The sequence below is a fragment of the Luteimonas cucumeris genome (genome assembly GCF_007830035.1).
In the GTDB taxonomy this organism is placed as follows: Bacteria; Pseudomonadota; Gammaproteobacteria; order Xanthomonadales; family Xanthomonadaceae; genus Luteimonas_C; species Luteimonas_C cucumeris.
Window position 1 is genome coordinate 353,270 of record NZ_VLKN01000003.1, and the last position, 26,130, is coordinate 379,399.

A 26,130-nucleotide genomic window follows, 5' to 3' on the forward strand; every position below is an offset into this window, starting at 1 on the left:
CCTTACATCCCGAGCAACATCCTGTGCGGATTCTCGAGCTGGTTCTTGATGTCGACCAGGAACAGCACCGCATCCTTGCCGTCGATGATGCGGTGGTCGTAGGACAGCGCGATGTACATCATCGGCGCAGCGACCACGGCGCCGTTCTCGACGATGGCGCGTTCCTTGATCGCATGCATGCCAAGGATCGCGCTCTGCGGCGGATTGACGATCGGCGTGGACATCAGCGAGCCGAAGGTGCCGCCATTGGTGATGGTGAAGGTGCCGCCCTGCAGGTCCTCGAGCTTGAGTCCGCCTTCGCGTGCGGCGGTGGCGTAGCCATCGATGCCCTTCTCGATGTCGGCAAAGCCCATGCGTTCGACGTTGCGCAGCACCGGCGTCACCAGGCCGCGCTCGGTCGACACCGCGATCGAGATGTCGGCATAGCCGTGATAGATGATGTCGGTGCCGTCGACCGAAGCGTTGACCGCGGGGTGGCGCAGCAGCGCGTTGGCAGCAGCCTTGGCGAAGAAGCTCATGAAGCCCAGCTTGATGCCGTAGGCCTTCTGGAAGGCTTCGCCCTGCGACTTGCGCATGTCCATGACCGCCTTCATGTTGACCTCGTTGAACGAGGTCAACATCGCGATCGAGTTCTTGGACTGCATCAGCCGTTCGGCGATGCGCTGGCGGATGCGGGTCATCGCCACGCGCTCTTCCGGACGCGCGCCACCGCCGACGCCGGCGGTCTTGCCGCTGGCATAGTTGACGATGTCTTCCTTGGTCACCGCGCCGCGACGGCCGGTGCCTTCGACCTGCGCCGGATCGATGCCTTCCTTCGCAGCGGTGAACTTCGCCCCGGGCGGCAGATCGTTGCCGCCGGCGACCGGCGCCGGCTTGGTGGTGGCTGGCGCCGCGGCTTCGGCCTTGGTGGCTTCACCTTTTGGCTGCACTTCCTGTGCTCCGGCGTCGGGACCTTTCTCCGCCTTGGCTTCGGCTTTCGGAGCCGCCGCTGCCGCTGCGCCTTCCTCGATGATGGCGATCACCTGCTGGCTGGTGACGGTATCGCCTTCCTTGAACTTGATTTCCTTGAGCACGCCATCGACGGTCGACGGCACTTCCAGCACCACCTTGTCGGTTTCCAGGTCGACCAGGTTCTCGTCGCGCTTGATCGTGTCACCGGCTTTCTTGTGCCAGGTGGCGATGGTCGCGTCGGAGACGGATTCGGGAAGAACGGGAACTTTGATTTCGGTGGCCATCGGAGGCGTCCTGGAAGATTGTCATCCCCGGCACAGTGAGGGATCTGCTTTGGCTCGTTGAGTTTTCACAAGCAGGTCCCTCGCTGCGCTCGGGATGACACGGTTGGAAAGGGTTATTCGGCGGCGTGCTTGCCGCTGGGCGGATTGACCAGCGCGTCTGCAACTAGTTGCTGCTGTTCGGCGACGTGGTCGTTGAAGTGTCCGACCGCCGGCGAAGGCGAACGCGCACGACCGGCGTAGCTCAAGGTCTGCTTCGGCTGCAGGCAGGCGTCGAGGTGGTGCTTGATCTGGTACCACGCGCCCTGGTTCTGCGGTTCTTCCTGGCACCAGATCACGTCGCTGGCCTTGGCATAGCGCTTCAACTCGGCCGTCAACTGCGCGCGCGGGAACGGATACAGCTGTTCCACGCGCACCAGTGCGACTTCGTCGAGCGACTGCTTCTGCGCTTCCTCGACCAGGTCGTAGTAGACGCGGCCGGAACAGAACACGACGCGCTTGACCTTCTTCGCGTCGGCCTTGGCGTCGGGAATCAGGTGCTGGAATTCGCCGTCGGCCAGTTCGTCCAGCGTCGACACCGCCAGTTTGTGGCGCAGCAGCGACTTGGGCGTCATCACGATCAGCGGCTTGCGCGTGGACATGCGCATCTGCCGACGGATCATGTGGAAGGCCTGTGCCGGCGTGGTCGGGACGCAGACCAGCATGTTGTCCAGCGCGCACAGCTGCAAAAAACGCTCCAGGCGTGCCGAGCTGTGCTCGGGGCCCTGGCCTTCGTAGCCATGCGGCAGGAACAGCGCCAGGCCGCAGAGGCGTTCCCACTTGGCTTCGCCCGAGGACAGGAACTGGTCGATCACCACCTGCGCGCCGTTGGCAAAGTCGCCGAACTGCGCTTCCCAGATGTCGAGCGTATTGGGATCGGCGGTGGCGTAGCCGTACTCGAACGCCATCACGGCTTCCTCGCTGAGCAGCGAGTCGATGATGGTGGCGTCTTCCGGGTTCTTCACCAGCTGCCGCAGCGGCAGGTAGTCCTGGTCGGTCTTCTGGTCGTGCAGCACGGCATGGCGATGGAAGAACGTGCCGCGACCGCTGTCCTGGCCGACCAGGCGCAGCTGGTGGCCTTCGTCCAGCACGGCGGCATACGCGAGGTTTTCGGCGAAGCCCCAGTCGGCCAGCAATTCGCCGGCCACCATCTTGCGACGATCTTCGTAGATCTTGGCCACGCGCGGATGCAGCACGATCCCGTCGGGCACGGTGTTGATCGCAGCGGCGAGCTGGTCCAGCTTCTTGCGCGGTACGCGCGTGTCGACCGGGTCGCTGAGCTTGCCCGACAGGTACTTCGACCAGTCGATGGTGAATTCGTCCGGCTTGACCTTGGCCAGTTCGGCGGTGACTTCGCCGGCATCGAGCTTGTCGCGGTACTTGTCGACGACGGCCTGCGCCTCGCCATCCTTCAGTGCGCCGGTGGCGAGCAGGCGGTCGGCGTAAAGCTCGCGCGGGGTCTTGTGCGCACGGATGGTCTGGTACATCAGCGGCTGGGTCGCGGCCGGCTCGTCGGCCTCGTTGTGGCCGTGGCGGCGATAGCAGACCAGGTCGATGACCACGTCCTTGCCGAAACGCTGGCGGAAATCGAAGGCCAGTTCCGCGCAGAACACGACGGCTTCGGGATCGTCGCCGTTCACGTGCAGCACCGGCGCGCCGACCATCTTGGCGACGTCGGTGCAGTACAGCGTGCTGCGCGCGTCCTGGCGTTCGCTGGTGGTGAAGCCGACCTGGTTGTTGATGACGATGTGCACGGTGCCGCCAACGCGGAAACCGCGTGCCTGCGACATCTGGAACAGTTCCATCACCACGCCCTGGCCGGCGAACGCCGCATCGCCGTGCAGCAGCACCGGCAATACCACCTTGCGCTCCTTGTCGCCGCGACGGTGCTGGCGCGAACGCACGCTGCCGACAACGACCGGATCGACGATTTCAAGGTGCGACGGGTTGAAGGCCAGCGCGATGTGCACCGGGCCGCCGGGCGTCTGCACGTCGGCGGAAAAACCCATGTGGTACTTGACGTCGCCGGTGTGCGCGCGGTCGTCGCGGCTGTGCTCGAACTTGCCTTCGAACTCGTCGAACAGCTTGCGCGGCGACTTGCCGAGCGTGTTGACCAGCACGTTGAGACGGCCGCGATGGGCCATGCCCAGCACCACGTCCTTGACGCCCTGGCTGCCGGCACGGCGGATCATGTTGTCCAGCAAGGGCACCAGCGCGTCGCCACCTTCCAGCGAGAAGCGCTTCTGGCCGACATACTTGGTATGCAGGTAGCGCTCCAGGCCCTCGGCCGCCGTCAGGCGCTCGAGGATGCGGCGCTTGTCTTCTTCGCTGCGCTTGAAATCGCCGCCGGCGCTTTCCAGTCGCTCGTACAGCCAGCGACGCTGCTCGGCATCGGAGATGTGCATGAACTCGGCGCCGATCGGGCCGGTGTAGGTGGCCTTGAGCAGGGACAGCAGGTCGCCGAGCTTCATGCGCTCGCGACCGGACACGCCGCCGGTACTGAACTCTCCGGACAGATCGCTTTCCGACAGGCGATGGAAGCCCAGGCCAAGGTCGGGCGCATCGGGCCGATCGAGCATGCCGAGCGGATCCAGGTTCGCGGCCAGGTGGCCACGCGAACGATAGGCGGTGATCAGGCGGCCGACGTTGCGTTCGCGCTCATCGCCGGCACCGGCGGCGATCGTCGCGGATGTGCCACGAGCCGCTTCGCGGGCGGCCTGCGCCACTGCGTCGATGACCGCCGAATGTGGCACATCGCCGGCTTCGCGCCCCTTGAACGCATCGAAGTAGGCCTTCCATTTGGGTCCGACGCTTTCCGGCGTCACCAGGTACTGCTCGTACAGCTCCTCGATGTAGGCGGCATTGCTGCCAAGTTGGGAGGACTGCGCAAACTGCTTCAGAAGACTGTCCACGTCGGGGGTAATTGGCTCGTAAGGAAGGGCAAGCGCTTGATTTGACGGGAGTATCTGACGCCCGTGAAACGAGACGCGCAAGAACATGAATTATAGCCGCAGCCGTTGCCGCAGTGCATCATGGTTTGTGGTTCGACGGGCTCACCATCAGTGAGGGCCCAATAGGAGTGGGGTTCGGTGGCCCACCATGATCAGTGGGCGTTCAGACGCCGAGCGCGCGCAACTCGGTGCAGGGGCGGGAGCGCTCCCACACGGGCTTGAAGCTCTCCGCCAGTTGGCGTGCACGGCCGGCAGCTTCGACATCGGCCTCGCCGTCGAGCCGGTGGCCAAGCGCGCGGAAGTAATAGCCGCCGCTGTCGTTGGCGATGAACGCCGACGGGTAGGCACGATCGGCGGGATCGCAGACTTCGCGGAACTGGAACAGGCTGGGCAGGCGCTGCGCCAGCGTCAGCAGGGGCGCGTGCATGCGCTGCGCGGCGTCGGCATCCTGCAGCAGGATCCGGATCTCGCCGCCATGTCCGCTGGTGGCGTGGCGACGCAGGGCGTCGAGCACCTCGGTGGCGTCGAACAGGCCAGGATCCAGTTCGCGGCTGTAGATCCACAGACGGCGCCGCGCACGCAGGATGATCGCCACGGTCGTGGCAATGGCGGCATCGCGGTCTTCGATGGCGGTGGCGCCATCGAGTTTGCGGCGCATTGCCTGGTGCTCGATGCCGGCCTCGAAGAAACGCTCGCCGTACGGCACGAATCCGTGCCGCGCATAGAACGCAGCGGCGGACACCTGCGCGTTCAGGGCCAGTTCGCGCCAGCCACGCTGCCGCGCCACTTCGACCAGCGACAGCAGCATCGCATCCCCGACGCCCTTGCCGCGCCATTCGCGCAGCACCGCCATGCGTCCGATCTTGCGCTCGGGAGTCAGCCGTCCGGTGCCGATCGGCCGACCATCGGCGTCGCGCGCGACCACGTGCAGGCACAATGGATCGAGGTCGTCCCATTCCTCTTCCAGCGGCACGTTCTGCTCATGCACGAACACGGTTTCGCGCACGCTGCGCAGTTCCGGCAGACCGGCGGCGTAGTCGATGGGTTCGACATTGAACGCGGGTGGCGGGCGGCTCACGCCTCGTCCTCGTCAGGCAGTAGCAACTGGTAGTGGCCGCCCTGCAGCAGTTCGTGGACGAGGTCGCGGCCGCGTTCGGACAAGGCAAGGTAACCGTGGTCATCGATGCGGTCGGCTGCGGCGATACGCTGCGCATCCTTCACCGGCGTCGGGTAGTCATGGCCGGCGGCGAACAGCGTCGCGCCGCGCGTTGCCTTGCGCCAGGCCATGCGCGTCCACGGATGGCGCTGCAGTAGCGCGCCGTGCTGCAGGTCCCATTCGATTTCGATGCGCGAGCGCGTCTCGCCGTGGGCAACGGCCTCGCCGGCGCTGCGATAGAGCGTGATGAAGCGGCCGAACCAGTCGCCGAGGCGGTCCGGATCATTCATCCGCAAGGCATTCAATGCCTCGACCACGCGCTGCATGGCTGCCGCATCGATCTCGTTGGGGTCGTTGGCCGGCGCCAGGTCCGGATCGCGATAGCGCAACGACTCGTCCGCATCGGCCGCCAGCGTGTCGACGAAATCACCCAGCAGCTCCGCGGCCGCGGGCGCGCGCATGCCGAACGAGAACGTCAGACAGGCATCCTCCGCCACGCCGTGGTGCGGCACGCCAGGCGGCAGGTAGAGCATGTCGCCGGGACCGAGCAGCCAGTCGTGGCTGGCCGTAAAACGCTGCAGCAGTTTCAGTTCGACGTCGTTGCGGAACTGCAGCGGCGGGCTGGGGCGGGCATCGATCTGCCAGCGCCGACGGCCGTAAGCCTGCAGCAGGAACACGTCGTACTGGTCGACATGCGCGCCGACCGAGCCGCCCGGTGCGGCGAAGCTGATCATCACGTCGTCCATCCGCCAGCGCGGCAGGAAAGCGAACGACCGCAGCAGTGCGGCGATGTCGGCATCCCACTTGTCGACGTCCTGTACCAGCAGCGTCCAGTCGTGCTGCGGCATGGCCGGGAACATCTCTTCCGGGAACGGACCGTGGCGCAGCAGCCACTTGTCATGTTCGCGCTCGTGCGCGACGACGCGTGCCAGCACGCCGTCCTCACAGGCCAGCCCGGCGAGGTCCTCGGGCGAGATCGGCGAGATGAAATCCGGAAAGGCGTTGCGGATCAGCAGCGGCTTCTTCTGCCAGTAGTCACGCAGGAAGTCTTCGGCCGGCATGCCGAGCGGCGGCAGGTTGCGGGCGTCGATCTCGATGGGGAGTTTGCGCTTTGCCATGCCTTCGTCTTTGTCTTTATTTGTTCAGGCCATCATTCCCGCGAAGGCGGGGGCGCTTCGGCATTCATGCGCCGTCCCACGTCGCGATCTCGTCATAGCCGCGTCCGAGGAACTGCAGGAGGCACCAGCCATGCCCGAACGGGTCGACCAACTGCACGATGCGTCCCCAGGCGGCCTCGCGGATGGCGCCTTCCTGTCGGGCGCCTGCCGCGAGCGCACGGGCGAGCGAGGCATCCAGGTCTTCGACGACGACATCGCAATGCACTGGCGTCCAATGTCTGGCGTATTCGCGTGGACGGTCCACTGCCGCATCGCTGCCGGCATCTTTCCGCAACAGGTAGATCGGGGCTTCCGCGCCGACCAGTTCCTGTACTGACTCGCCCAGCCGCCGCGCCGGTTTCAAGCCGAATGCAGCGATATAGAAGCTGGACGCCGTACTGAGGTCGGGCACGTCGATGTTGATCAGCAGGCGCATGGCCGGGCTCAGATATCCCTGGCCAGCCGTTCGGCGAGGCCGACGTAGCTGCCTGGCGTCAAGTCCAGCAGGCGCTGCCTGTCCTCGGCCGGCAGGTCGAGCGACTCGATGAAGGCGCGCATAGAAGTGGCGTTGATGCCCTGTCCGCGGGTCAGCGCCTTCAACTGTTCGTACGGGTTGGGCAGGCCATGCCGGCGCATCACCGTCTGCACGGCCTCGGCCAGCACTTCCCAGGCGGCATCGAGGTCGGCGGCGAGGCGTTCGGGATTGACACTGAGCTTGTCCAGGCCGCGCAGCAGCGCGTCGTAACCGATCAGCGCGTGGCCGAAGGCCGTGCCGAGTGCGCGCAGCACGGTCGAATCGGTCAGGTCGCGCTGCCAGCGGCTGATCGGCAGCTTGGCGGCGAAATGCTCGAACAGCGCGCTGGCGATGCCGAAATTGCCCTCGGCGTTCTCGAAGTCGATCGGGTTGACCTTGTGCGGCATGGTCGAGCTGCCGACTTCGCCGGCCTTGACCGCCTGCTTGAAGTAGCCGAGCGAAATGTATCCCCATATGTCGCGGCACAGGTCGATGCAGATCGTGTCGATGCGCTTCTGCGCGTCGCTGATCTCGGCGATGCCGTCGTGCGGCTCGATCTGGGTGGTGTAGGCGTTGAAGTCGAGGTCCAGCGATTCGACGAAGCGTTGCGCGAAGGCTGGCCAGTCCACGTCCGGATAGGACGCGACATGCGCGTTGTAGTTGCCGACCGCGCCATTGATCTTGCCGCCCAGCGCCACGGCCGCCAGTTGCTCGCCCTGGCGTTGCAGACGCGCGACCACGTTGGCGATTTCCTTGCCGACGGTGGTCGGCGAGGCGGTCTGTCCATGGGTGCGCGACAGCATCGGCAGCGCGGCGTGTTCGTGCGCCATCTCACGCAGTTTCTGGATCAGCGCGTCGAGTTTCGGCAACAGCACGGCCTGCCGCGCCTCGTTGAGCATCAGCGCGTAGGACAGGTTGTTGATGTCCTCGCTGGTGCAGGCGAAGTGCACGAACTCCAGCGCGGGACCGAGTTCGGCGTCGTCCTTCAATTTTTCCTTGATGAAGTATTCGACCGCCTTGACGTCGTGGTTGGTGGTGCGCTCGATGTCCTTCACCCGCGCCGCGTCGGCGACCGAGAGACCATCGGCGAGCTGTCGCAGGCGCACGATCGCGCCGTCCGCGAACGGAGGCAGTTCGACGATGCCGGGTTCGGCAGCCAGCGCCAGCAGCCATTCGACCTCGACCCGCACCCGCGCCTTGATCAACCCGTACTCGGAAAAGATGGGGCGCAGCGCATCGACCTTGCCGGCGTAGCGGCCGTCGAGCGGGGACAGGGCGAGGAGCTGGGAGTCGGAGGCGGGCATGGGTTCGACGGCAGAGGGCAGGCGCGCATTTTAGCCCGCGGCTGCTTTTGCCGCTTTGGCCTCCCGAACGAAGCGAGGGACCTGATCCCGATCTCAGGCGCCCCGGGCGTGGAACGCAGGTCCTCGCTGTGCTCGGCATGGCGGCTATGCGAGACAGGAACGCGACTGATCGCAGCAGCATGCGTTCGGATGACGAGGCGCGCATGACGACAGGCGTATCCTCGGCGCCATCGAAAAACCGGGACACGTCATGGCGCAGCGATCCTCCCCGAACAAGTACCGCATCGAACACGACAGCATGGGCGAGCTGAAGGTGCCTGCCGCCGCGCTGTGGGGCGCGCAGACCCAGCGTGCGGTCGAGAACTTCCCGATCTCCGGCCGGCCGATGCCGCGCGGCTTCATCCGCGCGCTCGGCCTGGTCAAGGCCGCCGCCGCCGAAGTCAATGCCGACTTCGGCCTGCTGCCGAAAGGCGTTGCCAGGGCGATCCACGCGGCGGCGCTGCAGGTCGCCAACGGCATGCACGACGCGCAGTTTCCGATCGACGTGTACCAGACCGGCTCGGGCACCTCGTCCAACATGAACGCCAACGAGGTCATCGCCACGCTGGCCTCGCGTGACGGTTTGAAGAAGAAGCGTGCCGTGCATCCGAACGACCACGTCAACCTGGGCCAGAGTTCCAACGACGTGATCCCGACCGCGATCCGTGTGTCGGCGCAGCTGGCCGTCGTCGAAGATCTGTTGCCCGCGCTCAGGCATCTGCGCCAGACCATCGACCGCCGCGGCAGGTCGCTGGGCCGGCTCACCAAGACCGGGCGCACGCACCTGATGGACGCGATGCCGCTGACCTTCGCCCAGGAATTCGGTGCGTGGTCGGCGCAGTTGTCGTCGGCGCAGGGCCGTATCGAGGATGCCTTGAAGCGGCTGCGCCGCCTGCCGATCGGCGGCACCGCCATCGGCACCGGCATCAATGCCGATCCGCGCTTCGGCAAGACGATGGCGAAGGCCCTGTCGACACTGACGAAGACGAAGTTCGAATCCGCCGCCGACAAGTTCGAGGGCCTGGCTTCGCAGGACGACGCCGTCGAACTGTCCGGCCAGCTCAATGCGCTGGCGGTGGCACTGATGAAGATCGCCAATGACCTGCGCTGGATGAATGCCGGGCCGCTGGCCGGTCTGGGCGAGATCGAATTGCCGGCGCTGCAGCCAGGCAGCTCGATCATGCCGGGCAAGGTCAACCCGGTGATCCCGGAAGCGACGTGCATGGTCTGCGCGCAGGTGATCGGCCACCACACCGCGATCACCGTCGCCGGTGCCAGCGGCAATTTCCAGCTCAACGTGATGCTGCCGCTGATCGCGCATGACCTGCTCGATTCGATCGGCCTGCTGTCCAATGTGATGCGTCTGCTGGCCGACAAGGCCATCGCCGGGCTGAAGGTGCGACGCGACAACATCGACGCCGCGCTCGGGCGCAATCCGATCCTGGTGACCGCGCTCAATCCGGTCATCGGCTACGAGAAAGCCGCGGCCATCGCCAAGCGGGCCTATCGGGAAAACCGTGCGGTGTTCGATGTGGCGCTGGAGGACAGTGGATTGTCGGCCGCGCGGCTGCAGAAGCTGCTCGATCCTGCGTCCTTGACCCGGGGCGGCATCCACGCCGGCAGCGCAGGCGGCGGATAAAAAAAGCCCCGCTTGCGCGGGGCAGGACGACGTTCGCTCGAAACAGCTGTTCGTCGCCGGGGGCTTCTTTTCTATTCTGCGTGGCTGATGTCTTTCAGTTGTCGCGGGGGATATCGACGCGGCCTTTTACGTCGCGATGGTCGACATCGCCGCTGCCGACGCTGCGCACGCGCAGGTCGCCGCCGACGCCGGCAACGGTGAGGTTGCCCGAGCCGATGCTGCGCACCTCGACGCTGCCGCCGATGCCTCGCAATTCGGCGTCGCCGGAGCCGATGCTGCCGATGCGCACGTCCTCGCGCACGGCATTGGCTTCGAAGTCGCCGGAACCGATCGAATCGATCTCGATCAGGCCGACGTTGCCGGCTCTGAGATCGCCGGAACCGATGCCGCTCCGCAACTTGTTGGCGTCGCGCACGTCCAGGTCGCCCGAACCGACGTGGCTTTCGACCACGGCCAGGCCGGTCACGTCCGCATCGCCCGAGCCGACCGCGACTGTGACCGGCAGGTCTTTCGGCAGGCTGACGTTGATGTCCAGATAGGCATAGTGCTGCTTGCCGAACCAGCCGCCGTCGCCCGAGCCCGACCGTTCGTTGCCTGTGCCGATGATGAGGCTGTCGCCTTGGCGGCGTTGCGCCAGCTGCAACTGGTCAAGGGCTTCCTGCGAGCTTGCGCAGGCTCGACCGCTGACCTTGGGGCTGCCGGCCTTGACATGGAAGTCGTGGCGGCCAACCTCGATGACGACCGAGCGCACGCCTGTGAGGTCAAGTTTCAGGTCGCGGGCGGCATTGAACCGGCAGTGCTCTTCGGCTTGAGCGAAGGCGGGCACCAGCAGCAGGACGAAGGGTAGGGCTTTCCACATGAGGCGATGACTCCGTGATTGGGGTGTGCCGGCGAACGCCGAAGGCAGCGAACTCTTCCTTGGATGCACCTGCCGGGCGCAGGGTTGTAATCCTGCTTCGATAACGAGACTTCGGATCGGGGGAGGGGTCAGATCGCGGCAAGTTCCTTGCCGACATCGCGCTCGCAATCCTCTACGTCGTCGGCTTCGAGCGTCGCGTAAGGCCGGAAGTCCGGCACGCTTGCGGCCAGCGCCTGCTGCGACTGCCGCAACTGCGGCAGCTGGTGGCAGATCTGCAGCACCATCGGCTTGATGCTCTCCTTCACCGTCGCCTCCACGCGGCGTTCCAGGCTGCCGGTGAGGCCGCCGACGATCAGGCTCAACAGCGAGACGTCGGTGGCGTCGATAGCGAGCATCGCCGCCTGTTCGCCGGCGTCGATACCGGTCCTGGCGAGGCCGATGACCTGCGCACGATAGTCCAGCAGCAGCCGGCGCTGCTGTGCATCGATGGCCGTGGCCTTGCCGTCGACCAGCAGGTCGCCGCGCGGGGTGATTTCGCCGTTCGGCAGCGTCTTGCGCTTCGCAGCTGCGTGCCTGCTCTCCTTGCCGAAGCGCAGGCCGTCACCGAGGGGCAGGTTCTCGCTGTCGAGCCTGGCGCGCTCCTGCGCCAGTTCAGTGCGGACTTCCTTCCGCGCGTCGTCCAGGTCTCGTGCGATTTCGCTGCTTATGGACGTGTCGGCCAGCGCGGCGGACGGCAGCAGGGTGGCGAACAGGAACAGGGCGTGCTTGCGATTCATGTCGTTTCTCGCTTCGAAGTTGGTCTGGGCGGTTTCAGCCGTCGTCGCGCCAGCGGCGCAGGCGGATCGCGGCGAAGATCATGACCGCGCCGGCGAGCACGCCGATCCACAGTTCCGGGGTCAGCAGGGTCGCGTACATCGTCTTCAGGCTGATCAGTTCGCGCACGGTGTCCGGGCTGACATCGAGTCCGTTGGACGCGCTGACCCAGGTGCCCGGCATCACGCTGAACAACACGCGGGCCACCACGTTCTTCCAGAACCAGGTCGATTCCATGTTGAACGCCTGCATCAGGTCGAACCAGCTGACGAAGATGCCGGCGAACAGCGGGATCATCAGTGCCCACAGGAACGGCTTGCTGCGCGACCAGGCAGAGCACAGCAGCAGCCAGCCGACGGTCGGCATCGCCCACAGCGCATACACGGGAATGGCGGCGATGAGGCTCGCGCTGACCAGCAGCGGGCTACCCGGTCCCCAGACCAGTTCGATCGGGTTGCCGTTGTGTACCAGCGCTACCAGGCTGATCACGAGCAGGAAGCCGAACATCGTCACCAACGACGCGCCGACGGCAAGGGCGGGGGCAAGCAGGGTGGCACTGGCTGCCTTCGACAGCACGGTGTCTCGATCGGAAAGCGGCAACGACTTCCAGAACAGCACGCTGCGGTCCTTGCGCTCGTCGTACAACGCGCCCAGGCAATAGAAGAACACGACGAAGGCCAGCACGATGAAGGGCCAGCTCGACGCGAGCAGCATGCTCAGGTCCATGGCGTTGGCCAGTTCGTGCATCCTGCTGGGGTCCATCTGCGACGTGAGCTGGCCCAGGTCCAGGCCATTGACGGTGAAGTCGCCGCCGTCGATGTCGATCTTGCCGTCGGCCATCGCACGACGCGCGACGACTTCGCCAACGATGATCGCCATCACCGTGAGCAGCAGCGAGATGCCGCCGGCGACCAGCGGCGCCCAGAAGAACCCGCCCTTGTGCTCCCAGAACTCGCGTTTGAGCAGCATCTTGAAAGTATGGGTGCGGTGCGGCGGCGTGATCGCGCCGGAGCGCGGGGTCGCGGCCATGTTTTCGGCAGGGGCGTTCATGCGTAGGTTCCCTTCATGGTGGCGACGAACAGGTCGGCCAGGCCCGGCGTACGGGTTTCGCCGAGGGCGGCCAGTTGCGATTGCGGTACGCCGTCGTAGAGCAACACGGTCTTGCCGAACGGCAGCGAGCGTTCATCGATCGGTTTCAGCGAGCGCGCCGCCTCGGCCTTGTCCGCGCCGACCAGCACTTCGACGTAGCGTTCGCCGACGTCCTCCATCGGCGCGTGCAGCACGATGCGGCCATCGCGAATGAACATCACGTCGGTCAGGATGTGCTCGATCTCCTCGACCTGGTGGGTGGTGACGATGATCGTCTTCTGCTCGTCGAAGTAGTCCTCCAGCAGGCGCTGGTAGAACTGCTTGCGGTACAGGATGTCCAGGCCCAGCGTCGGCTCGTCCAGCACCAGCAGTTTGGCGTCGATGGCCATCACCAGCGCCAGGTGCAGCTGCACGATCATGCCCTTCGACAGTTCGCGCACGCGCATGTTCGGCTTGAGCTGGGTGTTGGCCAGGAAACGTTCGCAGCGGGCGCTGTCGAAGCGCGGGTGCACGCCGGCGACGAATTCGATCGCCTGGCTGACGCGGATCCAGCGCGGCAGCACCGCCACGTCGGCGATGAAGCAGACATCATTCATCAGCTCGTCGCGCTGCGTGCGCGGGTCGCGGCCGAGCACCTGCAACTGGCCGTCGAACGGGATCAGGCCCAGCATCGCCTTCAACGCAGTGGTCTTGCCGGCGCCGTTGGGACCGATCAGGCCGATGATCCTGCCGGCTTCGATGTCGAAACTGGTGTTGTCCAGCGCGAGCTTGTTCTTGTAGGCCTTGCGCAGGCCGTGGGCGCTGACCACGCGGTCGACAGCGGTGTGGTTTGCGGCGGCGATGTTCATCGCGTGCCTCCCTTGGCGTTCATTCGCAACAGTTCGTCCGGCGACAGGCCCAGGCGCTGGATGCGTTCCAGTACCAGCGGCCATTCCTCGCGCAGGAAGCGTTCGCGCTCGCTGGCCAGCAGTTTTTCCGATGCTCCCTCAATGACGTACATGCCCAGTCCCCTACGTTTTTCGACCAGAGATTCGTCCGCGAGCTCCTGGTAGGCGCGCGAGACGGTAATGGGGTTCAGCTGGTACTCGGCGGCCACCTGGCGCACCGAGGGCAGCGGATCGCCGGGCTTCAGCAGGCCGTCGAGCAGCATGGCGACGACGCGTTCCTTCAGCTGGCGATAGATGGGAGCGCCTTCGCTCCATTGGATGGCGGTCATGGCTCAGCCCCGGTTGGCGAAGGAGAAGTAGGGCATGGCCAGCGAAGGGCGGCTGCGCCGCGGCTTGCTGGTCGGCGCCGGCGACGGAAGACGGATTTCGGTGGTCGAGCCGCTGTTGAACTCGATCCGCGACAGCTCATCGACAGCGGCCGTCAGCGCCGCCTCGGTGGTGACTTCGGCGGTGAAGCCGGCGACGTGGCCGAGCAGTTCGCCCAGATTGGCGCTGCGGTCGATCCGCGCGGCCAATGCCTCGGCCTTGGCTTCGATCGCCTGCGTGCGCGCCACGGTGCGTTCGGCTGCCTTGGCAGCGGCGTCACTGGCCTGCGAGCCTGCGGCGCGTCCCGCGAAGGTTTTGGCATTGCCGTCAGCGACGGTGGCGATCTGCTGCGCGACAACAGGATCGTTGTGCGGGACGGGAGTTGCAGCGATCAGGCCGGCCATCATCAGGACGCCGGTGACAGACAGTGCGGAGAACGTGTTGTGGAGCTTGCGGTTCATGGCCGGTGTCCTGGTCTAGGGTGTCTGGTGTTGTAGTCAACTATAACACCTAGAAAGCCATGGTCAATATCCAATCCACCCAACTAAAGGCATACTGCCGAAGTCGGCTCCGGGAGCATCATATGAACGTAATTCATTGTTCCATAAGGGGATTTGTGGCGTCCGCCCTGCTATTGTCTGGCTTGGCTCTGGCCGCCGGCGGCCTGCTGGACCGCAGCTACCGGCCCCTCACCGGCAAGACGCCGGTCAACCTGCAGCAGCAATACGGCGGCAAGGTGTTGCTGGTGGTCAATACCGCCAGCAAATGCGGTCTGGCGCCGCAGTTCGAAGCGCTGGAAGCCTTGAACGCCAAATATGGAAAGCAGGGCTTCGCCGTGCTCGGTTTTCCGTCCGGCGATTTCAAGGACCAGGAATACGCGGACGAGAAGCAGATCCAGGAGTTCTGCACGCTGACGTACGGCGTCAAGTTCCCGATGTTCGAGAAGGTGCATGTCAAGGGCGCGCAGGCCACGCCGCTGTATCGCGACCTGATCGAAGCAACCGGCGATACGCCGGCATGGAATTTCCACAAATACCTCGTCTCGCGCGACGGATGCGTGGTCGGCAGCTTCGCCAGTCGTACCGCGCCCGACGACAAGGCGCTGGTGGCGGCGATCGAGCGCGAATTGAGGGCGCCCGCTGCACCGGCCCGGCCCTGAGCCGCACGCGGCGATTGCCCTCGGCCGCCGGCGCGCACGACAATGGCGGCTTCGTGCCGCCGCGGCGGCGGCGCTGTCAGGAGTTGCGAATGAAAGTCTGGATGCGCGGCACAGCCGCGATGGCATTGGCCGTGACCGCACTGTCTGCCACGTTGTCGGCTACCGCGCAGGAGCAGGTGCCCTTGACCAGCGAACGTGACAAGGTCAGCTACACGATCGGCATGGACGTGGGTCGTTCGATCGCGCCGGCCGTGCCGGACATGGACATGGCGTCATTCGAACGCGCCGTGCGCCACACCTTCGACGGCGGCAAGCCGCTGCTGACCGAAACGGAGATCAAGCCGCTGGCGGAGACGCTGATGCAGCGCATCGCCGCGCGCAATCCAGCGCCCAATGCCCCAAAACCGCAGGGCGCGCCGCCGCCGATATCGCGCGAGAAGGTCGGTCTGCTGGTCGGCAGCGATGTCGGCCGTTCGCTGACGCCGATCAAGGACGAGATCGAGATACCGATGCTGGCCAGTGGCGTGCGTGCGGCGACCGGCGGCAGCAAGCCGCTGCTGACCGATGCCGAGGCCGCCGTCATCCGCGACGCGTTCACCCAGCGCATCCAAGCCAAGATGCAGGCGCAGGCGGCCACGCTGGGCGCCAAGAATGAGGCCGATGGCGCCGCCTTCCTGGCCAAGAACAAGCTGGAGAAGGGTGTGTTCACCACGCCATCCGGACTGCAGTACATGGTGCTGAGGCAGGGTTCCGGCGTGCGCCCGAAGCCCGGCGACCGGGTCCGCGTTCATTATCACGGCACCTTGCTGGACGGCACGGTGTTCGACAGTTCCTATGATCGTGGCCAACCGGCCGAATTCGGCCTGAACCAGGTGATCGCCGGCTGGACGGAAGGCGTCTCCATGATGCCGGTCGGCGCCAAGTACCGTTTCTGGATTCCCGGCAAACTGGCCTACGGCAGCAAGGGTTCTCCCCCCAAGATCGGCCCGAACGCCACGCTGGTGTTCGACGTCGAACTGATGGCGATCCTGTAACCGGAAAGCAGTGCTGCGGAACTATCCGCGACGGCCCGTAGTCGGGTTGTTCAGCGCGTCGCTCCCAGAGTATGTGATTCGCAACCGCCGGCCGGTCCGGCTTCCCCTGATTTTCCGAGGAGTACTTTTTGATGACGTTCCGCCTGCGATCCGGCGCCGCCGCGCTAGCCCTGGCCTCGCTGACCCTGTTCGTGGCCGCCTGCAACAAGCCGGCCGACAAGGCCGATGCCGCCAAGCCCGCCGACAAGTCGGCCGAGACCAAGACCGACGGCGCGCAGGCGATCCCCGGCCTGGCCACCGAGAAGGAGCAGGTCAGCTACATGGTCGGCATGGCACTGGCGCGCCAGTTGGAGCCGATGAAGGACGAGCTGGACTTGGAGACGCTGACCAAGGCGATCAAGACCTCGTTCGCCGGCGAGAAGCTGCTGCTGGACGACAAGCAGGCCGCGCAGATCAGCGAGGCGTTCGGCCAGAAGATGCAGGCCAAGCAGATCGCGGACATGCTCGCCAAATCCAAGAAGAACCAGGAAGAGGGCCAGAAATTCCTCGCTGAGAACGCCAAAAAGCCGGGCGTGGTGACCACGGCTTCAGGCCTGCAGTACCAGGTGCTGACTGAAGGCAAGGGCGCCAAGCCCACCGCCAGCGACGTGGTGCGGGTGAATTACAAGGGCACGCTGCTGGACGGCAAGACCTTCGACAGCACCTACGACCGCAACGAGCCGGCCATGTTCCAGCTGGAGCAGGTGGTGGCGGGCTGGAAGGAAGGCATCGCGCTGATGCCGGTCGGCAGCAAGTACCGTTTCTGGATCCCGAGCGAGCTGGGTTACGGCGAACAGGGCACGCCGGGCGGCCCGATCGGCCCGAACGCGACGCTGGTGTTCGAGGTCGAACTGCTGGACATCGTCAAGCCCGAGCAGATGCCGGGCCAGGCGCCGCAGAGCAAGTAAGCGGCGAGTCGGGACAGATGCGCCTCGCGATATTCGGTACCGGCTACGTCGGCCTGGTCACGGGCACGTGCCTGGCGGAAGTCGGGCACGACGTGGTCTGCGTCGACATCGACGCGGACAAGGTGGAAGGCCTCAAGCGCGGCGTGATCCCGATCTACGAGCCCGGGCTGGCACCGATGGTGAAGGCCAACCACGCCGCCGGACGTTTGGACTTCACCACCGATGCCGCCGCGGCGATCGCGCACGGCGACGTGATCTTCATCGCCGTCGGCACGCCGCCGGACGAGGACGGCAGCGCCGATCTCAAGTACGTGCTGGCGGTGGCGAAGACGATCGGTACGCACCTGGCGCGACCGGCGGTGGTGGTCAACAAGTCGACGGTGCCGGTAGGCACCGCCGACAAGGTACGAGCGGTCATCGCCGCGGAGCTGAAGGCGCGTGGCGCCGACATTGCCTTCGACGTGGTGTCCAATCCCGAATTCCTCAAGGAAGGCGATGCGGTCAAGGACTGCATGCGGCCGGACCGCATCGTGATCGGCGCCTCCAGCGCGCAGGCCATCGAGAAGATGAAGCGGCTGTACGCGCCGTTCAACCGCAACCACGAGCGCATCGTGGCGATGGACGTGCGCTCGGCGGAACTGACCAAGTACGCCGCCAACGCGATGCTGGCGACCAAGATCAGCTTCATGAACGAGATCGCCAACATCGCCGAGAAAGTCGGCGCCGACATCGAACACGTGCGGCAGGGCATCGGTTCCGACCCGCGCATCGGCTGGCACTTCATCTATCCGGGCGCCGGCTATGGCGGCTCCTGTTTCCCCAAGGACGTGCAGGCGCTGGCGCGTACCGCGCGCCAGGTCGGGCATGAGGCCGTGCTGCTGCAGGCGGTGGAGACGGTCAACGACCGCCAGAAGAGCCATTTGTTCGAGCTGATCGCACGTCATTACGACGGCGAGGTGCGCGGCCGCACGTTCGCGGTCTGGGGGCTGGCATTCAAGCCCAATACCGACGACATGCGCGAGGCCTCGAGCCGCCGGCTGCTGCAGCAGTTGTGGGACGCCGGCGCGATGGTGCGCGCCTACGATCCGGAAGCCACGCAGGAGACCGAACGCATCTTCGGCAAGCGTGACGATCTGGTGTTGTGCGATTCCGCGGCCGCGGCACTCGACGGCGTCGATGCTCTGGTCGTGGTCACCGAATGGAAGCAGTTCCGCAGCCCGGATTTCGCACGTCTGCGCGACGCGTTGCGCGACCGCGTGATCTTCGACGGCCGCAATCTCTACGATCCGACGGAAGTCGAGGCGGCGGGCATCGCCTATTGGGGCATTGGTCGCGGCCGTTCGATCCGCATGGACTGAACGATGGACGAGGGTCTGCAGCAACGTCTGGTGGAACTGGAAACGCGACTGGCCTTCCAGGAGCAGGCACTGGCCGAATTGAGCGACGCGCTGGCCTCCGCACGCCTTGAGGCCGCACGCAATGCCGAACTGTTCCGTCGCGCGCTCGAGGAGATGAAGCAGAGCCGCGGCGAATTCTTCGCCGATCCCGCCGATGAACCACCGCCACCGCATTATTGAAGCAGTGATTCGTGATTGGTGATTCGGTCAAGCGGCCGTGTTTCGTGTTTTAGAATGCAATCGCTACCGGCGGCCAGCGTGTGGCCGGACTCCTGAATCGCGGCTTTTACGAATCACCAATCACCAATCACGAATCCCGGACCTCATGAGCGATACCCTCCGCGACCAGTTGCTGGGCCTGGGCTTCAAGCCGGTCCCGAAGCCCGACAAGCCTGTGCGATCCGAGAAGGGCAGGGTGGCCGAGCCGGCGGCGCGTGCGCCTCGTCCGGGCAGGCCACAGCCAAACCGGCCGCAGTCGCACAAGCCGGCGGGCGGACGACCGCCGCATGCGCGGCCTGCGCAGGGCCATCCGGGCGGCGCTCAGGGCAAGCCGCGTTCGCAGCAGGAAATCGACCTGGCCAAGGCCTACGCTATCCGCGCGCAGAAGGAAAAGGACGAGCGCATCGAGGCCGAACGGCTGAAGCAGGAAGAAGCGCGCAAGCGTCGCGAGGCGAAGGCGAAGCTGGCCGAACTGCTCAAGGACAAGGCACTCAACGACCCGGCGGCCGAAATCGCGCGCCATTTCGACTACGGCGGCAAGATCAAGCGCATCTACGTCAGCGCCGCACAGTTGAAGTCGCTCAACGCGGGCGAACTGGGGGTGGTGCAACTGGATGGACGCTACCTGCTGGTGACTGCGGCCCTGCTTGCCGAGGCCGAGTCGATCTTCTCCCCCGCCGTCGCATTGAAGGTCGACCCTGACGCGCCAGCCGCGGACGATCCCTACGCCGACCCGCAATACCAGGTCCCTGACGACCTGGTGTGGTGAGTCGCAGCACGTCGATCGTCCTGCGCGGCATGTGGCTGCCGATTGCCGGCATGGCGGTCATGCTGGCGACAGCACCGGCGCAATCTGCGGAAGCGCCTTCGTTCGACAGGCCAGGCATCGGCTTCGGCACGGCGACCTTGCGGGTTGGCGGTTTCGCTTGGGAGCAGGGATTGCCCGATTTCGAGTCATCCCGCCAGGATGGCGTGCATACCCGCCTGTACACCGCCAATACGCTGCTGCGCCTGGGCGTGGGCGAACGGCTGGAAGTGCAGTTGGGGATCGATGCCTGGCAGCGGCTGCGCATCGAAGGCCCGGAAGAACGGCTGCATGCGGAAGGTTCGGGCGATACCGGTGTCGGTTTGAAATGGGCCTTGCCATGGGGCGCGGAAGCATTTACCTGGGCAATCCTGGCCAGTACCAAGGCCGCCAGCGGCAAGCCCCTGCTCACCGACGACGACCATCGTTACGACATCGGCCTCACTACCGAATGGGAACTGGGCGAAGGTCGGGCCATCGCCCTGTACCTGGACCGCAGCTTCGGCGACCAGCGCAGTTGGACTCTCTCTCCGGCGTATTCGTTCGCGCTCACCGAAACGCTGGGCGCCTATGTCGAAGCCGGCGTCAGCACCGGCGACGATCACAGTCGCGCGGCGGGCGCCGGATTGACCTGGCGACCGTTGCCGCGCCTGCAACTGGATCTTTCCGCGCTGCGTGGGCTTGATCGCGACAGCACCGACTGGCAGGGTGGTTTCGGCGTCTCGGTTTATTTCCCCTGAAGTGGTTCAGGCCGCACAGGTCGCGGCCGGCAACGACATGGCGCGGATCAGTGCCCACACGGTTTCGGCGGTGGCGATCGGTTGTTCCATCGGGAACAGATGGCCGCCGTCCAGCCAGGCGATGCGTTCGCCGACCAGCCGCCGCGTCGCGCGCACGCCGACACGGCGTACCTCAGCAGAGTGCTTGCCGCCGACGAACGCCACCGGCATCGGCAGTTGCCTGGCGATGGCAGCGACGCTGGCGGTCGGCAGGGTGCGATAGATGCGGTGTTCGACCTCGCGATCGAATAGCAGTTCGCGCTCGCCGTTGCCGACGGCAGCAGTACCCAGTTCGGCGTAGTCGCGCAGCACGCGCGGGTCCCAGCGGGCGAAGGCGGGCTTTCCAGCGTAATGCGCGTGCACAGCATCGATGTCCGGCCAGCGCGTGCGGCGTTGCAGTGTCTGCTCCAGTGGCAGCAGGTGCCGGTCCAGGCCGGTGCAGCGCCCGAGCTTGACCAGGCGGGCGCTGAAACCCTCGATCAGCGGCGAATCGAGCAGCACGATGCCCGCGATGCGCTCGCGCATCCGGTGCGCGAGCAGCAGGCTCAGATATCCGCCCAGCGAATGCCCGACCAGCCAGGTGCGGACGCCCGCCGCGGCATGGGCCTGCACGTGGGCCTCCAGTTCGTCGACCAGTCGCGGCCAGCCGCGCGTGACCGGATGGTGCGGGTCATGTCCGAAGCGTGCGACCGAGGACACTTCGAATGGCTCGCGCAATGCATCGAGCATCAGCCGATAGACCGGCGCCGGAAAGCCGTTGGCATGCGAGAAAACCAGCCGGTCCCGGGTGGAGTTTTCCATCTCGACGCCGTGTCGCGCAGTCACTCGGGATCGTAGTCCAGGTTGGAGGCGAGCCAGCGCTCGACCTGGGCCAATGGCACGCCCTTGCGCCGCGCATAGTCGGCCGCCTGTTCCTTGGACACGCGCCCGACCACGAAGTACTGGCTTTGCGGATGGCTGAAGTAGTAGCCGGACACGGCCGCGGTCGGCAGCATCGCGAAGCTTTCGGTCAGCGTCATGCCGGCGTTGTTGCCGGCGTCCAGTATCGCGAACAGCGTGCCCTTCTCGCTGTGCTCCGGGCACGCCGGATAGCCTGGGGCAGGGCGGATGCCGCGGTACTTCTCGGCGATCAGCGCTTCGTTGTCGAGCGTTTCGCCAGCGTCATAGCCCCAGTATTCCCTGCGCACGCGTTGGTGCAGTCGTTCGGCAAGCGCCTCGGCCAGGCGGTCGGCCAGCGCTTTGAGCAGGATCGCGTTGTAGTCGTCGTGGTCGGCTTCGAAACGCGTGATATGCGGCTCGATGCCGACGCCGGCGGTGACCGCGAACGCCCCAATCCAGTCCTGCTTGCCGGAATCCTTCGGCGCGATGAAATCGGCCAGGCAGAAATCCGGGCGTTCGACCGGCTTGTCGACCTGCTGGCGCAGGAAATGCAGGGAATGCGGAACGGCGAATCGGGAAAGCGAAGAGGCGTCATCGTTCCCGGCTTCGCGGTGATCGGTCAGGATCACCACGTCGTCGCCCACGCTGTTCGCCGGCCACAGGCCGAACACCGCTTTTGCCGTCAGCCACTTCTCCGCGACGATCCGGTCCAGCATCGCGCGGGCATCGCGGAACAATTCGGTCGCCTGCTTGCCGACGACCTCATCGTCCAGGATCGCCGGATACCTGCCGGCCAGTTCCCAGGCCTGGAAGAACGGCGTCCAGTCGATGATGTCGATCAGTTCCTGCAGGGGATAATCGTCGAAGACCGTGATGCCCGGCCTGTTCGGCACCGGCGGCGTGTAGTCGTTCCAGCCGCCATCGAATTTCTGCGCGCGCGCCTTGTCCAGCGAAACCAGCCGCTTGGCGTCGCCGCGGTTGCGATGGCGTTCGCGGATCTCGGCATAGTCGGCATCGTTGGCAGCGACGAAACTGGTGCGCAGGTCCTTGGAGATCAGCGACTGCGCCACGCCGACCGCGCGCGAGGCGTCCTTCACCCAGACCGTCGGCGACTTGTAGTGCGGGTCGATCTTCAGCGCCGTATGCGCTCGCGAAGTCGTCGCGCCGCCGATCAGCAACGGCATCTCGAAGCCCTGTCGCTGCATCTCGCGCGCGACATGGCTCATTTCCTCCAGCGACGGCGTGATCAGGCCGGACAGGCCGATCAGGTCGGCGTTCTCAGCCTTGGCGCGGTCCAGGATCACCTGGGTCGGCACCATCACGCCCAGGTCGACCACGTCGAAGTTGTTGCAGGCCAGCACCACGCCGACGATGTTCTTGCCGATGTCGTGCACGTCGCCCTTGACGGTGGCCATCACGATCTTGCCGTTGGACTTGCCGACATCGCCGGTGCGCAGCTTTTCCGCTTCGATGAAGGGCAGCAGGTAGGCCACCGCCTTCTTCATCACGCGCGCCGACTTCACCACCTGCGGCAGGAACATCTTGCCGGCACCGAACAGGTCGCCGACCACGTTCATGCCGTCCATCAGCGGTCCTTCGATCACGTCGAGCGGGCGCGTACTCAGTTGCCGCGCTTCCTCGGTATCGGTTTCGACATACTGGTCGATGCCGTGCACCAGCGCATGGCTGAGGCGATCGCGCACGCTCTTTTCGCGCCACGCCAGATCCTCGGCCCTGGTTTCGCCCTTCTTTCCCTTGTATTGCTCGGCCAGCGTCAGCAACCGTTCGGTCGCATCCGCCCGGCGGTTGAGGATCACGTCCTCGACGTGCTCGCGCAGCGCGGGATCGAGATCGTCGTAGATGGGCATTGCGCCGGCGTTGACGATGCCCATGTCCATGCCGGCCTTGATCGCGTGGTACAGGAACACCGAATGGATCGCCTGGCGCACGGTCTCGTTGCCGCGGAACGAGAACGACACGTTGGAGACGCCGCCGGAGATATGGCAGTGCGGCAGCGTCTGCCGGATGATGCGCGTGGCCTCGATGAAATCGACCGCGTAATTGTTGTGCTCCTCCATGCCGGTGGCGATGGCGAAGATGTTCGGATCGAAGATGATGTCCTCGGGCGGGAAGCCGACCTGCTCGGTGAGGATCCTGTAGGCGCGCGTGCAGATTTCGACCTTGCGCTCACAGGTGTCGGCCTGTCCCTGCTCGTCGAACGCCATCACCACCGTGGCGGCGCCGTAGCGCAGCACCTTGCGGGCATGCTCGATGAAGGCTTCCTCGCCTTCCTTGAGCGAGATCGAGTTGACCACGCCCTTGCCCTGCAGGCATTTCAGTCCGGCTTCGATCACGCTCCACTTGGAGGAGTCGACCATCACCGGGATGCGCGCGATGTCCGGCTCGGAGGCGATCAGGGTGAGATAGCGCGTCATCGCCTTCTCGGAATCGATCAGGCCCTCGTCCATGTTGACGTCGAGGATCTGTGCGCCGTTGGCGACCTGCTGGCGCGCGACTTCGACGGCCTCTTCGTAGCGGTCGTCCTTGATCAGCTTGCGGAACTGCGCACTGCCGGTGACGTTGGTGCGCTCACCAACGTTGACGAACAGCAGTTCGGGCGTGATGACCAGCGGCTCGAGGCCGGAAAGCCGTGTGTAACGTGGTGAAGTGCTCATGCGGCTTCGGAGAGCTCCGTTTGCGAGGGCAGGCGACGTGGCGCGATGCCGTGCACGGCTTCGGCGATCGCCCGGATGTGTGCGGGCGTGGTGCCGCAGCAACCGCCGACCAGATTGAGCAGGCCGGACTGCGCGAACTCCTTCAGCGTGGCGGCCATTTCCTCGGGCGTCTCGTCGTATTCGCCGAACGCATTCGGCAAGCCGGCGTTGGGATGCGCGCTGACGTAGCCGTCGACGATGTCGGCCAGCGTTTCCACGTGCGGGCGCAGGTCCTTTGCCCCGAGCGCGCAGTTGAGGCCGACCGACAGCGGCCGTCCATGCGAGACCGAGGCATAGAAAGCCTCCGCGGTCTGTCCGGACAGCGTGCGCCCGGACGCGTCGGTGATGGTGCCGGAAATCATCACCGGCAGGCGACCGCCGCGATCGTCGAAGACCTCTTCGATCGCAAACAGCGCGGCCTTGGCATTGAGCGTATCGAAGATCGTTTCGACCATCACCACGTCGGCGCCGCCATCGATCAGGCCTTCGACCGCCTCGCGATAGGTGCCGCGCAGTTCGTCGAAACTGGTGTTGCGGAAACCGGGGTCGTTGACGTCGGGGCTGATCGACGCGGTGCGGCTGGTCGGGCCAAGCACGCCGATCACGAAGCGCGGCTGCTGTGGCGTCTTCGCTTCTGCGGCGTCACAGCATTCGCGTGCCACCCGCGCGCCTTCGCGGTTCAGCTCGTAGACGAGGTGCTCGAGGTGATAATCGGCCTGGCTGATCGAGGTGGCATTGAAAGTGTTGGTCTCGACCAGGTCGGCGCCGGCTTCCAGGTAGGCGGTGTGCACGCCAGCGATCACTTCCGGCTTGCTCAGCAGCAGCAGGTCGTTGTTGCCCTTGAGGTCGTGGCCGCATTGCGGGCCATGTTCATGGCCGGCATCGTGCCTGCTGTCGAAGCCTTCGGCGAAGCGCTCGCCGCGATAGTCGGCCTCTTCCAGCCCGTGGCGCTGGATCATCGTGCCCATCGCGCCGTCGATGATCAGGATGCGCTGCGCCAGTGCGTCCTCGAGCTTGGCGACGCGTTCGGGATGCAGCCAGGGGAGATGTTTCATCTTATTGCTCCTTGCGTGGCGTTCTTTGTTCGACGGGAAGCGCTCATGGCTTCCGCGCGATCAGCGAGATGACTTCGAAATGCGGCGGGCGCTTCTCGCGGGTGATGGTTTCCGCGTTCTGCACTTCCAGTCCGGCCTTCTCGGCGAACCTGCGCAGTTCCTTCTCGCTGAAACCGAGGTTGACATGGCCGTACAGTTCGACTGCAGCCTTGTGTTCATGCTTGGCCAGGCTCGACAGCAGCAGCCGCCCGCCCTTGCGCAGCACGCGCGCGGCCTCGGCCACGGCCTGTGCCGGTTTGGCGGCATAGGTCAGCGCATGCATCAACACCACTAGGTCGAACTCGCCGGCAGCGAACGGCAGCGCATGCATGTCGCCGCTGCGCACTTCCACGTTCCGGAAGGGACGCAGGCGCTCGGTCGCCGCCGCGACCACGCGCGGGCTGGTATCGACGCAGACGTAGCGTTTGGCGTGCGGCGCCAGCAGTTCCGCAAGCACGCCGTCGCCGGAGGCGATGTCAAGCACGTCGCCGGTTTCCAGCAGGGGCAGGGCGCCGCGTGCGAGCGCTTCCCAGGTGCGGCCGGGCGAGTAGTGCCGTTCCATGTCGCCGGCGACCGAGTCCGCCCAGTTCTGGTCGGCGGCGCGGGTGGCGAGCACCGCAGGCACACGCTCGGCGTCCTGGCGCAGCAGCGGATCGTCGCTGCCGTCGCGGATGCTCTGCCACAACGCGCGTTGCGCCGGGTCGAGCGTGGCATCGTCGAAACGGTAATAGGCCGACACGCCGGCGCGGCGATCGCGCACCAGGCCGGCTTCCTTGAGTTTGGCCAGATGCGTGGACACGCGGGGCTGCGCCAGGCGGGTGATCGCGGACAGTTCGGCCACCGTCAGTTCCTCGCCTTCCAGCAACGCGAGCAGGCGCACGCGGGTGGCATCCGCGAATGTCTTCAGGCGGCTCGACCAGCCTTCCAGATCCATAAATATCTTCCCATCGCGATATAAAGATAATTGTCCGCCGCGGTCGCCGGCAGGTCAAGCCGTGTCCATGTCCGGGGCCGGGAGGTTCGGTTATCGCGACGCGAACGCTACAATTGCGCGTCTC

24 protein-coding genes are annotated in these 26,130 nt (G+C 65.6%); 8 read left to right on the forward strand and 16 right to left on the reverse strand.

The features are described 5' to 3' along the window. Window positions 1–2: 2 nt before the first annotated feature. The 6 genes from sucB to purB form a co-directional block, all read right to left on the reverse strand. Window positions 3–1,235, reverse strand: coding sequence for a dihydrolipoyllysine-residue succinyltransferase (gene sucB / locus IP90_RS07690; RefSeq protein ID WP_144899025.1), 1,233 nt, complete (start codon window positions 1,233–1,235; stop codon window positions 3–5). 113 nt (window positions 1,236–1,348) lie between these two features. Next, a complete protein-coding gene (locus IP90_RS07695; RefSeq protein WP_144899026.1) occupies window positions 1,349–4,183 on the reverse strand; it encodes a 2-oxoglutarate dehydrogenase E1 component in 2,835 nt (944 codons plus the stop codon). Between the two features lie 202 nt (window positions 4,184–4,385). Then, on the reverse strand, window positions 4,386–5,300 hold the full coding sequence (locus tag IP90_RS07700; RefSeq protein WP_425477081.1) for a GNAT family N-acetyltransferase: 915 nt from the start codon (window positions 5,298–5,300) through the stop codon (window positions 4,386–4,388). After that, window positions 5,297–6,496: a ribosomal protein uL16 3-hydroxylase gene (locus tag IP90_RS07705; protein WP_144899027.1), complete on the reverse strand. Its 1,200-nt coding sequence runs from the start codon at window positions 6,494–6,496 to the stop codon at window positions 5,297–5,299. Before IP90_RS07705 ends, IP90_RS07700 begins: the two co-directional genes overlap by 4 nt. Window positions 6,497–6,560: 64 nt before the next feature. After that, entirely contained in the window at window positions 6,561–6,971 is a 411-nt protein-coding gene (locus IP90_RS07710; protein ID WP_144899028.1) for a VOC family protein, read from the reverse strand. Window positions 6,972–6,979: 8 nt separating this feature from the next. Continuing rightward, window positions 6,980–8,353, reverse strand: coding sequence for an adenylosuccinate lyase (purB, locus tag IP90_RS07715; protein WP_144899029.1), 1,374 nt, complete (start codon window positions 8,351–8,353; stop codon window positions 6,980–6,982). 250 nt (window positions 8,354–8,603) lie between these two features. Here purB and IP90_RS07720 point away from each other — a divergent pair, with 250 nt between their 5' ends. After that, window positions 8,604–10,031: a class II fumarate hydratase gene (locus IP90_RS07720; protein WP_144899030.1), complete on the forward strand. Its 1,428-nt coding sequence runs from the start codon at window positions 8,604–8,606 to the stop codon at window positions 10,029–10,031. Between the two features lie 94 nt (window positions 10,032–10,125). Here the strand turns inward: IP90_RS07720 and IP90_RS07725 are convergent, their stop codons facing one another. The 6 genes from IP90_RS07725 to IP90_RS07750 all read right to left on the reverse strand — a co-directional run bounded on the left by IP90_RS07725 (window position 10,126) and on the right by IP90_RS07750 (window position 14,506). Then, the gene (locus IP90_RS07725) at window positions 10,126–10,890 is read right to left on the reverse strand and encodes a DUF4097 family beta strand repeat-containing protein (protein ID WP_144899031.1); all 765 of its coding nucleotides are present in this window, start codon (window positions 10,888–10,890) and stop codon (window positions 10,126–10,128) included. A 128-nt stretch (window positions 10,891–11,018) separates the two neighbouring features. Continuing rightward, window positions 11,019–11,666 (reverse strand): YggN family protein, encoded by a 648-nt coding sequence (locus tag IP90_RS07730; RefSeq protein ID WP_144899032.1) that lies wholly within the window; start codon window positions 11,664–11,666, stop codon window positions 11,019–11,021. 34 nt (window positions 11,667–11,700) lie between these two features. After that, window positions 11,701–12,732 (reverse strand): hypothetical protein, encoded by a 1,032-nt coding sequence (locus tag IP90_RS07735; RefSeq protein ID WP_144899250.1) that lies wholly within the window; start codon window positions 12,730–12,732, stop codon window positions 11,701–11,703. Between the two features lie 17 nt (window positions 12,733–12,749). Continuing rightward, entirely contained in the window at window positions 12,750–13,640 is an 891-nt protein-coding gene (locus IP90_RS07740) for an ABC transporter ATP-binding protein (protein ID WP_144899033.1), read from the reverse strand. Then, a complete protein-coding gene (locus IP90_RS07745; protein WP_144899034.1) occupies window positions 13,637–14,008 on the reverse strand; it encodes a GntR family transcriptional regulator in 372 nt (123 codons plus the stop codon). The genes IP90_RS07740 and IP90_RS07745 overlap by 4 nt, the downstream gene beginning before the upstream one ends. Before the next feature lie 3 nt (window positions 14,009–14,011). After that, on the reverse strand, window positions 14,012–14,506 hold the full coding sequence (locus IP90_RS07750; RefSeq protein ID WP_144899035.1) for a hypothetical protein: 495 nt from the start codon (window positions 14,504–14,506) through the stop codon (window positions 14,012–14,014). A 122-nt stretch (window positions 14,507–14,628) separates the two neighbouring features. On the opposite strand from IP90_RS07750, the gene IP90_RS07755 reads away from it, so the two are divergent. The 7 genes from IP90_RS07755 to IP90_RS07785 all read left to right on the forward strand — a co-directional run bounded on the left by IP90_RS07755 (window position 14,629) and on the right by IP90_RS07785 (window position 20,346). Continuing rightward, complete coding sequence (locus tag IP90_RS07755; RefSeq protein WP_144899251.1) at window positions 14,629–15,204, forward strand: glutathione peroxidase; 576 nt, start codon at window positions 14,629–14,631, stop codon at window positions 15,202–15,204. 89 nt (window positions 15,205–15,293) lie between these two features. After that, on the forward strand, window positions 15,294–16,238 hold the full coding sequence (locus IP90_RS07760; RefSeq protein WP_144899036.1) for an FKBP-type peptidyl-prolyl cis-trans isomerase: 945 nt from the start codon (window positions 15,294–15,296) through the stop codon (window positions 16,236–16,238). A 131-nt stretch (window positions 16,239–16,369) separates the two neighbouring features. After that, on the forward strand, window positions 16,370–17,185 hold the full coding sequence (locus tag IP90_RS07765) for an FKBP-type peptidyl-prolyl cis-trans isomerase (RefSeq protein ID WP_144899037.1): 816 nt from the start codon (window positions 16,370–16,372) through the stop codon (window positions 17,183–17,185). Between the two features lie 17 nt (window positions 17,186–17,202). Beyond that, window positions 17,203–18,543, forward strand: a complete 1,341-nt coding sequence (locus tag IP90_RS07770; RefSeq protein ID WP_144899038.1) for a UDP-glucose dehydrogenase family protein — start codon at window positions 17,203–17,205, stop codon at window positions 18,541–18,543. A gap of 3 nt (window positions 18,544–18,546) precedes the next feature. Next, window positions 18,547–18,762 (forward strand): SlyX family protein, encoded by a 216-nt coding sequence (locus tag IP90_RS07775; protein ID WP_144899039.1) that lies wholly within the window; start codon window positions 18,547–18,549, stop codon window positions 18,760–18,762. A 145-nt stretch (window positions 18,763–18,907) separates the two neighbouring features. Then, window positions 18,908–19,570 carry a DUF2058 domain-containing protein gene (locus IP90_RS07780; RefSeq protein ID WP_144899040.1) on the forward strand — a complete coding sequence of 221 codons (663 nt, stop codon included), beginning with the start codon at window positions 18,908–18,910 and terminating at the stop codon, window positions 19,568–19,570. Then, window positions 19,567–20,346 carry a transporter gene (locus IP90_RS07785; RefSeq protein WP_144899041.1) on the forward strand — a complete coding sequence of 260 codons (780 nt, stop codon included), beginning with the start codon at window positions 19,567–19,569 and terminating at the stop codon, window positions 20,344–20,346. Before IP90_RS07780 ends, IP90_RS07785 begins: the two co-directional genes overlap by 4 nt. 6 nt (window positions 20,347–20,352) lie before the next feature. Here IP90_RS07785 and IP90_RS07790 read toward each other — a convergent pair whose 3' ends face one another. Genes IP90_RS07790 through IP90_RS07805 form a run of 4 tightly spaced genes read right to left on the reverse strand, consistent with a single transcriptional unit; the run spans window position 20,353 to window position 26,006 of the window. Then, window positions 20,353–21,210, reverse strand: a complete 858-nt coding sequence (locus IP90_RS07790; RefSeq protein WP_199753427.1) for an alpha/beta fold hydrolase — start codon at window positions 21,208–21,210, stop codon at window positions 20,353–20,355. Beyond that, entirely contained in the window at window positions 21,207–23,939 is a 2,733-nt protein-coding gene (gene metH / locus IP90_RS07795) for a methionine synthase (RefSeq protein ID WP_144899042.1), read from the reverse strand. Before metH ends, IP90_RS07790 begins: the two co-directional genes overlap by 4 nt. Next, on the reverse strand, window positions 23,936–25,033 hold the full coding sequence (locus tag IP90_RS07800) for a homocysteine S-methyltransferase family protein (protein ID WP_144899043.1): 1,098 nt from the start codon (window positions 25,031–25,033) through the stop codon (window positions 23,936–23,938). Before IP90_RS07800 ends, metH begins: the two co-directional genes overlap by 4 nt. A 43-nt stretch (window positions 25,034–25,076) precedes the next feature. Beyond that, on the reverse strand, window positions 25,077–26,006 hold the full coding sequence (locus IP90_RS07805) for an ArsR/SmtB family transcription factor (RefSeq protein ID WP_144899044.1): 930 nt from the start codon (window positions 26,004–26,006) through the stop codon (window positions 25,077–25,079). Window positions 26,007–26,130 lie beyond the last annotated feature (124 nt).

Excerpts from the sequence above, each read along its gene's own strand:
- sucB (WP_144899025.1), bottom strand. The coding sequence starts at position 1,235 with ATGGCCACCGAAATCAAAGTTCCCGTTCTTCCCGAATCCGTCTCCGAC.
- IP90_RS07705 (WP_144899027.1), bottom strand. The coding sequence starts at position 6,496 with ATGGCAAAGCGCAAACTCCCCATCGAGATCGACGCCCGCAACCTGCCG.
- IP90_RS07710 (WP_144899028.1), bottom strand. The coding sequence starts at position 6,971 with ATGCGCCTGCTGATCAACATCGACGTGCCCGACCTCAGTACGGCGTCC.
- purB (WP_144899029.1), bottom strand. The coding sequence starts at position 8,353 with ATGCCCGCCTCCGACTCCCAGCTCCTCGCCCTGTCCCCGCTCGACGGC.
- IP90_RS07720 (WP_144899030.1), top strand. The coding sequence starts at position 8,604 with ATGGCGCAGCGATCCTCCCCGAACAAGTACCGCATCGAACACGACAGC.
- IP90_RS07725 (WP_144899031.1), bottom strand. The coding sequence starts at position 10,890 with ATGTGGAAAGCCCTACCCTTCGTCCTGCTGCTGGTGCCCGCCTTCGCT.
- IP90_RS07730 (WP_144899032.1), bottom strand. The coding sequence starts at position 11,666 with ATGAATCGCAAGCACGCCCTGTTCCTGTTCGCCACCCTGCTGCCGTCC.
- IP90_RS07735 (WP_144899250.1), bottom strand. The coding sequence starts at position 12,732 with ATGGCCGCGACCCCGCGCTCCGGCGCGATCACGCCGCCGCACCGCACC.
- IP90_RS07740 (WP_144899033.1), bottom strand. The coding sequence starts at position 13,640 with ATGAACATCGCCGCCGCAAACCACACCGCTGTCGACCGCGTGGTCAGC.
- IP90_RS07745 (WP_144899034.1), bottom strand. The coding sequence starts at position 14,008 with ATGACCGCCATCCAATGGAGCGAAGGCGCTCCCATCTATCGCCAGCTG.
- IP90_RS07750 (WP_144899035.1), bottom strand. The coding sequence starts at position 14,506 with ATGAACCGCAAGCTCCACAACACGTTCTCCGCACTGTCTGTCACCGGC.
- IP90_RS07755 (WP_144899251.1), top strand. The coding sequence starts at position 14,629 with ATGAACGTAATTCATTGTTCCATAAGGGGATTTGTGGCGTCCGCCCTG.
- IP90_RS07760 (WP_144899036.1), top strand. The coding sequence starts at position 15,294 with ATGAAAGTCTGGATGCGCGGCACAGCCGCGATGGCATTGGCCGTGACC.
- IP90_RS07765 (WP_144899037.1), top strand. The coding sequence starts at position 16,370 with ATGACGTTCCGCCTGCGATCCGGCGCCGCCGCGCTAGCCCTGGCCTCG.
- IP90_RS07770 (WP_144899038.1), top strand. The coding sequence starts at position 17,203 with ATGCGCCTCGCGATATTCGGTACCGGCTACGTCGGCCTGGTCACGGGC.
- IP90_RS07775 (WP_144899039.1), top strand. The coding sequence starts at position 18,547 with ATGGACGAGGGTCTGCAGCAACGTCTGGTGGAACTGGAAACGCGACTG.
- IP90_RS07780 (WP_144899040.1), top strand. The coding sequence starts at position 18,908 with ATGAGCGATACCCTCCGCGACCAGTTGCTGGGCCTGGGCTTCAAGCCG.
- metH (WP_144899042.1), bottom strand. The coding sequence starts at position 23,939 with ATGAGCACTTCACCACGTTACACACGGCTTTCCGGCCTCGAGCCGCTG.
- IP90_RS07800 (WP_144899043.1), bottom strand. The coding sequence starts at position 25,033 with ATGAAACATCTCCCCTGGCTGCATCCCGAACGCGTCGCCAAGCTCGAG.
- IP90_RS07805 (WP_144899044.1), bottom strand. The coding sequence starts at position 26,006 with ATGGATCTGGAAGGCTGGTCGAGCCGCCTGAAGACATTCGCGGATGCC.